Raw genomic sequence first — 8,248 nt, forward strand, 5'->3', positions numbered from 1 at the left:
AATGAACCGATTCCATTTTAATAACATAGGTCTTAGAAACAAATTATTAATCATCTATATTGTTTCAGTGTTTTTACCGATTACGTTAACCCATATAGCCTTTTATAACGTAACATCTGAAAATGTTAGAACTCAAAAAATGCATGATTTATCTCTCTCAGTAGAACAAATGGCTAACGAATTTCGAAAAGCTATGGATGAAGCTGTAGCGGTTTCATCTGTTCTTTATGTAGATAGTAGACTGTATACCTTTTTAGAAACAGAGTATGATTCAGTAATTGAATTTATTCATGCATATAATTCCTATTATCGAGACATAAGTAAATTTGTACCTATATATTCTTCTATTCGTTCCATTAATTTGTACACTGATAACGAAACAGTAATTTTTGCCGGAGGTCTTAGTGAAATTGACAACTCCCTGCAAGAAAAAAAGTGGTATAAGGATTCGCAAACAATAAGTTCGTTTCCGCTGATAACCCGAATAGAAGATGATACAAATGATTTAGATGAGTTAGATCGATTTAGTATAATTAGAGAACTTGACTATTATAAGAATAACACTGCTAAGAAAATACTTGAGATAGAACTAAACTCAGCTTTAATAGCAGGGATTTTTGATAATGTGACATTTCCAGGTGATGTATATTTATTAAATAAAGATAATGTAATTGAATATACGACTAATCGAGACCTTGACTTGTCAAGTAGAAGTGTCCAATTTGACTCGATTCCGATTCCTGAAAATACAGTTATCTTTGAAGAAGAATATGAAATTCAATATTTAAATAACTGGAAAGTAGTTGGCATTACAGATGAAAAGGAGTTACTTCAGGAAGTACAAAGTTCCCGAAATTTTATTATTTATTTAGCGATGATAAATCTAGTGTTTCCATCCTTGTTTATTATTTATATTACAAGTTCACTGCACTTGCGAATATTGCGCATTTTAAAGCATATGAGAAAAGTTGAAGATCAAAACTTTGAGCTGATTGAAGGTAAAGATTACCAAGATGAGATTGGTGAGCTTACTAAGGCATTCAATCGAATGGCTAGCAAAATAAAAAATCTAATCAACGATGTTTATGTAGTAGGTATCGAGAAGAAAGATTTGGAGTTACAACGAAAACAAGCACAATTAAGTGCGCTACAAAGTCAGATTAATCCACATTTTTTATTTAACGTATTGGAAACAATTCGCATGCGGAGTATATTGAAAAAAGAAGATGAAACAGCAAAGATTATTCATAATATGGCAAAAATGTTAAGGAAATCTTTTATCTGGGGGAAAGATTGGGTTACCGTAGAAGAAGAAATCTATTTAATAAAATGCTTTTTGGAAATTCAATATTATCGATTTGATGATAAAATGCAATACCATATTGATGTAGACCCCGAGGCTTATCAGTCAGTCATACCAAACATGCTACTCATTCCATTTGTAGAGAATGCAAGTATACATGGTGTAGAACCATTAAAAGGACAAGGACTGATTACTATCACAATCAGGTGTAAGGACGAACAGTTAGTTTGTGAAATAAGAGATAATGGAGTAGGGATGGAAGAAGAAACCTATGAGAAGCTACTTCAATCATTGTATGAAGAAGAATATATTGGCGAAAATGTTGGCATGAAAAATGTCTATTATCGTTTAAAGCTTTACTATCGCGATCAATTTACGTTTGAAGTGAAAAGTTTAAAAGGAACTGGGACATTAATTCGACTTATTATTCCGTTACAAAAGTAGACAATACCGTAGTTCTTAGTAACTACGGTATTGTTATGTTTTACGAATCTAAATCTATAAACTAATTAAATAATACTCTTACTCTATTGGTGAAGATTATAATAATAGCTTCACAAACCTAAAGTTTACAAAGTATTATCTATAGTTTGAGGGGTAACTCTTAGAAAATATTAAGGTTATAATGTAAGTGCTTACAAAAAAGAACAAGCTTTTTATGTGAGTAAAAAAAAAAGAAGAAATTAGGGGGAATCTAATTATGTTGAAAAAGAAACATCTTTTTCTAGCTTTAATCATGATGCTACTATTAGCGGTTGCTGCTTGTAGTAATAATGAAGCTGGAAATGAAAGCGATTCAACAGATGATTCAGAAGGAACTGAAGAAGTTGTTACTTATAAATTCTTCGATGCATCTGGACCAGCTACAGATATTAATACGAATGAAACTACACTTGGTAAAAGATTTGAAGAGGAAACTGGAGTTAACTTTGACATTGAGCACATTGTAGGCGACGTTAATCAAAAAATCGGTACAATGATCGCTAGTGGTGAATATCCAGAACTTCTAAATGCTGAGCAATCAACTGATGCAGTTATTGATGCAGGTGGGTTTGTTCCATTGAATGATCTTATCGAGAACCATGCACCAAACCTTAAAGAAATGTATGGCCCATATTTAGATCTAATGAAACGTGATGATGGAAATATTTATGTTATTTCATCTGGTGCGCCTCACGGATATGCTAAGCCAGCGAATTTAAATCAAGGTGGTTGGTGGATTAAGCGTTCTGTTTTAAAAGAACTAGGCTATCCACAACCTGAAACTTTAGATGAATATTTTGATATTATTGAAGAATATACAACAGCAAATCCTACTATTGATGGCGCGGACACAATAGGGTTTTCAGCATTAACATATGACTGGAGATTTTTCGCACTATCTAACCAACCAATGCACTTAGCTGGTTTTCCAAACGATGGTGGTATCACTGTTGACATGGAATCTCAGGTAGCAACTGTATACGGTGATAAAGAAATGACACAAAGATGGTTAGAGAAATTGAATCAAGTAAATGACATGGGCTTGTTTGACAGAGAAGCATTTACACAAAATTATGATGAATATTTAGCTAAAATTACATCAGGTCGTCTTGTTGGATTCTTTGACTATCGTTGGCAAGTAGGCCAAGCGATGAATACGCTTGCAGAAGACGAGAATTTCTATAATGATTACATGGCATTCCCAATTGTATTTGAAGAAGGAATTAAAGACCAATATTTAGATCCAGTTGGTTTCACTGCATCACCTGGAATTGGTATTACTTCTGGTACATCTGAAGAAGATCAAATTAAAATCATTAAGTTTTTAGATCACATTGCTAAGATTGAAACACAAAAAATGATTACTTGGGGTGACCCAGGTGAAACGTATGAGGTTAGCGAAGATGGACGTTACACTCGTACTCAAGAACAAATCGATTTAACTTCTAGTACTGAGTTTAGAGACGAGTTCGGTTTCACGTACTTCGAATGGGGTTGGCCACGTATGAGAGGCGTATTTGACGATGGTAACGCTGTTGAGCCTCCTAAACAACCAGAAGTAGCGAACTTGATGTATGACGAAGGTGATAGAGAATTTTTGGATGCTTACGGTATTCAAACATTTACAGAGTTATTCTCTGAGCCAGATCCACGTCCATGGTTCCCAGCTTGGGATACACCAATTGAGACAGGCTCTGAAGCACAGCTTTACGAGCAACGTGTTAATGATTTAATGGTACGTGAATACCCGGAAATGATTTTTGCTGATCCATCTGAGTTCGACTCTGCGTGGGAAGAATATAAAACAGAATTTTCCGAGCTTCCAGTTGAAGCTTATGAGGAAGTAATTACTGAGTCTGTTAAGAGAAAGGCTTCACTTGTAAATTACGAATAATATCAAAAATTAAAAGGAAGGCTGAGTTGTTCTACAGGAAGTTCAGCCTTCCTATAATTTGAAGATGCAAGTCACTACCTTTGGCTTGAATACTGACCATCAGAAATAGGGGACTCCCTCACTGGTGGAATTTCATTTTATTTAAAATGAAAGTATCACCACGGGCTAGAAAATGCTAAGTGAGTACTGAGTTTTTCTAATCAAGTTCACGAGTGTATAGAGGATGAGGAGGGAATAGAAGTGCAAACACAAACACCAATAAATACACCCACGTCTCCAAAACAAACAAAAGGTATTAAACCATTTCTTAAAAAATGCAAAGAGCAAAGAGCATTATTATGGATGACCGTTCCGTTTGTTATTTGGGTGTTCATATTCAAGTACCTTCCAGTCTGGGGCTGGACAATGGCGTTCCAGGATTATAAGCCTGCTAGAGCCTTTACTGAACAAGAATGGGTTGGATTCAAACACTTTTTGTTCTTATTTACAGATGATCGTTTCTTAGGCGTACTTCGAAACACATTGGCACAGAGTGTAATTAATATGGTCTTAGGCTTTGTGACTGCGATAGGTATGGCAGTATTAATTAACGAACTAACAAACATTAAGTTTAAAAGAGTGGTTCAAACGATCAGTTATTTACCACACTTTCTTTCATGGGTTGTTGCAGCAGCGCTTGTTTCATCTGTACTATCCATTGATGGGATTATTAATGAAGTATTAATGGGACTCAACATCATTGATGAAGAAATTCTTTGGTTAGGAATTGGAGAATACTTCTGGGGAATTCTGGGTGCTGCAGAAACATGGAAAAATGTTGGTTGGAATGCAATTATCTACTTAGCAGCTATATCTATGATTGACCAAGAACAGTATGAAGCAGCAAAAATAGATGGTGCTTCACGAATACAGCGTATTATTCATATTACAATACCTGGAATGAAGTCAGTTATCATTGTTCTGTTAATTATGAATATTGGTTACATTCTTGAATCAGGCTTTGAACCTCAATATTTATTAGGTAATGGACAAAACGTTCAGTATTCAGAAAACATCGATGTTTTTGTTATCAAATATGGTATTGCGATGTTTAACTTTTCACTTGCAACCGCAGCAGGAATGTTTAAGACAGTTATAAGTTTTATCTTCTTGGTAGCGGCAAATTCATTATCGAAAAAAATGGGTCAAGGTGGACTATACTAGGGGGTGTACAACATGAAAAAAGTTAAAAAAAGAAAAAGAAGTTATATGAGGACAAGAGAAGATGTAATCTTTGATACTAGTAATATTATTTTCATGATCTTGCTATGTGTGGTCATGTTATATCCATTTTTAAACCAAATAGCTATTTCTCTAAATTCTGCGACTGATTCTGTTAAAGGTGGAATCTATCTATGGCCTAGAGAATTCACGTGGCATAACTATCAGCACGTATTTGATAAAGCATCCGTTTTACAGGCAATACTAATTTCTGTTCTAAGAACAGTTATTGGAACAGGCTTTGGTTTGCTATGTACTGCGATGGTAGCATATGCAATTGCTCAGGAAAAATTTGTTTTCAAAAAAACAGTTACAATTATATTTATCATGACAATGTACTTTAATGGTGGGCTAATTCCAACATTCCTTCTTATGAGAGATTTAGAACTAATTGGAACGTTTTGGGTTTATATTATGCCAACATTAATTAGTGCCTTTAACCTTATTATTATGCGTTCATTCATTGAAGGACTTCCACGAAGTATCTTTGAACAGGCAGAAATAGATGGGGCTGGAGACTTTAGAAAGTTCTTCCAGATCGTATTGCCATTATCCTTACCAGTTATAGCAACAGTAGCGTTATTCCTTGCAGTGTTCCAGTGGAACCAGTGGTTTGATGTATTCTTGTATAACTCAAGTAATGAACATTTAACTACCTTACAGTATGAGTTGATGAAAATACTTTCAAACTCAGCTACTTCAAGTGGTGATGCAAACTCTGCTTTTGCGAATTCTGGTGGGGGAAGTGCAGCTGTTGTTACACCGAAATCAATTCAAGCTACTATGACGATTGTAGCCAGTCTACCAATTATCTGTGTCTATCCGTTCTTACAAAAGTATTTTGTTAAAGGTATGACATTGGGTGCAGTAAAATAGTCTAATTAGTTTACATGACGACCGTTCAACTTTAATTTTAGTATTACCTGGGATTTTCAGATCCATCCGGGGATGGGAACTATTTGAAATGTGAATCTTTTTTTAAAGAGGAGAGAGTTTAGATGACGAATAATAATAATAATAAGGGAACTCCATCACTTCATGAGGTATATCAAGATTATTTCCTTGTTGGTGCAGCGGTCAATCCTATAACACTAAAATCACAGCAGGAATTAATTATTAAACATTTTAATAGTATTACAGCTGAAAACGAAATGAAATTTGAACGACTGCATCCGGAAGAAAATCGTTTTACATTTGATCATTCTGATAAGATGATGTCATTTGCAAAAGAACATGGAAAAAAAGTTCGTGGTCATACTCTAGTATGGCATAATCAAACGCCTGATTGGTTTTTTACAGATGAAGAAGGAAATTTAGTGGACAGAGAAACTCTGTTGAAAAGAATGGAAACACATATATCAACAGTAATGGGAAGATATAAGGGACAAATCTATAGCTGGGATGTTGTTAACGAAGCAGTATCAGATAGTGGAGAAGACTTATTAAGGGATTCTAAATGGTTAAATATAATTGGAGAAGACTTTATCGATAAGGCCTTTGAATACGCTCATAAAGCAGACCCTGAAGCTGCACTTTTCTACAATGACTATAATGAGTCAGATCCTGAAAAACGCGAGAAAATATATACGCTAGTAAAAGGATTAGTAGATAGAAAAGTACCAATACATGGTATTGGTTTGCAAGCTCATTGGAATTTAACAAAACCATCTTATGATAACATAAGACAAGCTATTGAAAGATACGCCTCTTTAGGCTTACAAATACACATTACGGAAATGGATGTATCCGTTTTTGATTCAGAAGATAAACGGATAGATGTAGTTGAACAAACAGACGAAATGAAAGAAGCTCAAGCAGAACGCTACCAACATTTTTTTGAATTGCTTCGAGAGTATTCAGATGTGATTACTTCCGTTACATTTTGGGGAGCGGCAGACGACTATACATGGTTAAGTAATTTTCCTGTCAGGGGAAGAAAGAATTGGCCGTTTGTATTTGATGAGAATCACGAACCAAAACTATCATTTTGGAAAATTGTCGATTTTGATAATGGTAAATAGTTATAATACTTAACTTATACTAGCTAATATCGACGGATTCTGACCTTTTTTAAAGATTTGGACTCCGCGTATGTTACGTCTTGATACCATAGATACTATCGTTAACCGTAGACATTTGGGGTGAGTAATATGAAAAGGTTAAGTGTAAGAATAATACTTGTACTATTCGTAATGATTGCCAGTGGATGTAGTTCAGAAGAGGACAAGACTGAATTGTTCTTTTTTGCAGACTTTCCAACGACTATCACTGAAGATGTGAAAAGCATCCTTGTTGAAGGGATAGAAGGTAGTACAGCGGATGATTTCGAAGTTAGTTCTTTGCCGATGTATCATGAGAAAATCTACGCAGAACTAGCTGGTAAACATGGTGACATTTATATTATTAGACAAGTTGCAATTGAAGGAATAAAGGATCCAATAGGTTTTTCTAAATTAGATGAAATTATTGATCCTGAATTAGTGACAGACGAATATAAAGGTGTTAACCCCGACACAGGTGACGAACATGTTTATGTAGTTCCAATCGACAATGACTCACTATTATTGAGAAAACTTGGTGTCGAATTAGATATACAATTGGCAGCTTTTATCCCCAAGTTTAGCGATAATCAAGAAGAGTCTATTCGTGTGTTAAAGTATTTACTTGAAAAACAATAAATTCTAGCTATGATAAAACACTTTTCGGGAAAAGGAGAGGTAACAATCACTTCTCCTTTCCGAAAAACTTCTTACATAAACCACACATTACCATAAATACTTCTAAGAGCTTTAAATTCAAATAGTTTTTACTCCATATATTTTCTATTTAACTAGTTATCTAACAAAATCTATTAGGCCTGTTTAAGGAAAAGGGGGTGTTTGCCTTAGTAATGTAAACGGTTTCAACTTTTTAAGAATTTGTATGAACTATTACAGGGAGGCATAAAATGAAAAGAAAATTTAGCTTAGCAATGGTTTTATTACTTATTTTCAATTTACTATTACCACCTGGTTTACTTTCGACAATAAGTACAGTTGAAGGAGCTCAGACAGATACAGAAACGGTTTATCATGAATCCTTTGCTGATGGTCCAGGTGTTGCTGTCCAATCCGGCGGTGCCAGCCTAACACAGGTGACTGATAAGACTTTCGCAGGCAATGATGATGGAACAGCTTTATATGTGAGTGACAGACAGAATGATTACTCTGCAGCTGATTTCAATTTCACAGACATAGGATTAGAAAACGGAAAGACCTACACAGTAACTGTTACGGGTTATGTAGACAGTGATGTAACTGTGCCAACTG

General features: G+C 34.8%; 6 protein-coding genes and 1 pseudogene. All 7 read left to right on the forward strand.

Annotated elements, in window-relative coordinates; all coding sequences use genetic code 11:
* The first annotated feature begins 1 nt into the window (after window position 1).
* A complete protein-coding gene (locus GH741_RS08850) occupies window positions 2-1,747 on the forward strand; it encodes a sensor histidine kinase (RefSeq protein ID WP_153736435.1) in 1,746 nt (581 codons plus the stop codon).
* A gap of 256 nt (window positions 1,748-2,003) precedes the next feature.
* Window positions 2,004-3,680: an extracellular solute-binding protein gene (locus GH741_RS08855; RefSeq protein ID WP_153736436.1), complete on the forward strand. Its 1,677-nt coding sequence runs from the start codon at window positions 2,004-2,006 to the stop codon at window positions 3,678-3,680.
* A gap of 258 nt (window positions 3,681-3,938) precedes the next feature.
* The gene (locus GH741_RS08860; RefSeq protein WP_420809393.1) at window positions 3,939-4,883 is read left to right on the forward strand and encodes an ABC transporter permease; all 945 of its coding nucleotides are present in this window, start codon (window positions 3,939-3,941) and stop codon (window positions 4,881-4,883) included.
* A gap of 12 nt (window positions 4,884-4,895) precedes the next feature.
* Complete coding sequence (locus GH741_RS08865) at window positions 4,896-5,816, forward strand: carbohydrate ABC transporter permease (protein ID WP_153736437.1); 921 nt, start codon at window positions 4,896-4,898, stop codon at window positions 5,814-5,816.
* Between the two features lie 122 nt (window positions 5,817-5,938).
* Window positions 5,939-6,961, forward strand: a complete 1,023-nt coding sequence (locus GH741_RS08870) for an endo-1,4-beta-xylanase (RefSeq protein WP_153736438.1) — start codon at window positions 5,939-5,941, stop codon at window positions 6,959-6,961.
* Window positions 6,962-7,090: 129 nt separating this feature from the next.
* A complete protein-coding gene (locus GH741_RS08875; protein WP_153736439.1) occupies window positions 7,091-7,618 on the forward strand; it encodes a hypothetical protein in 528 nt (175 codons plus the stop codon).
* Window positions 7,619-7,887: 269 nt separating this feature from the next.
* Window positions 7,888-8,248 (forward strand): annotated as a pseudogene (locus GH741_RS08880) (endo-1,4-beta-xylanase); the annotation flags it as partial.

The sequence above is a fragment of the Aquibacillus halophilus genome (assembly GCF_009649745.1).
Classification (GTDB): Bacteria; Bacillota; Bacilli; order Bacillales; family Amphibacillaceae; genus Aquibacillus; species Aquibacillus halophilus.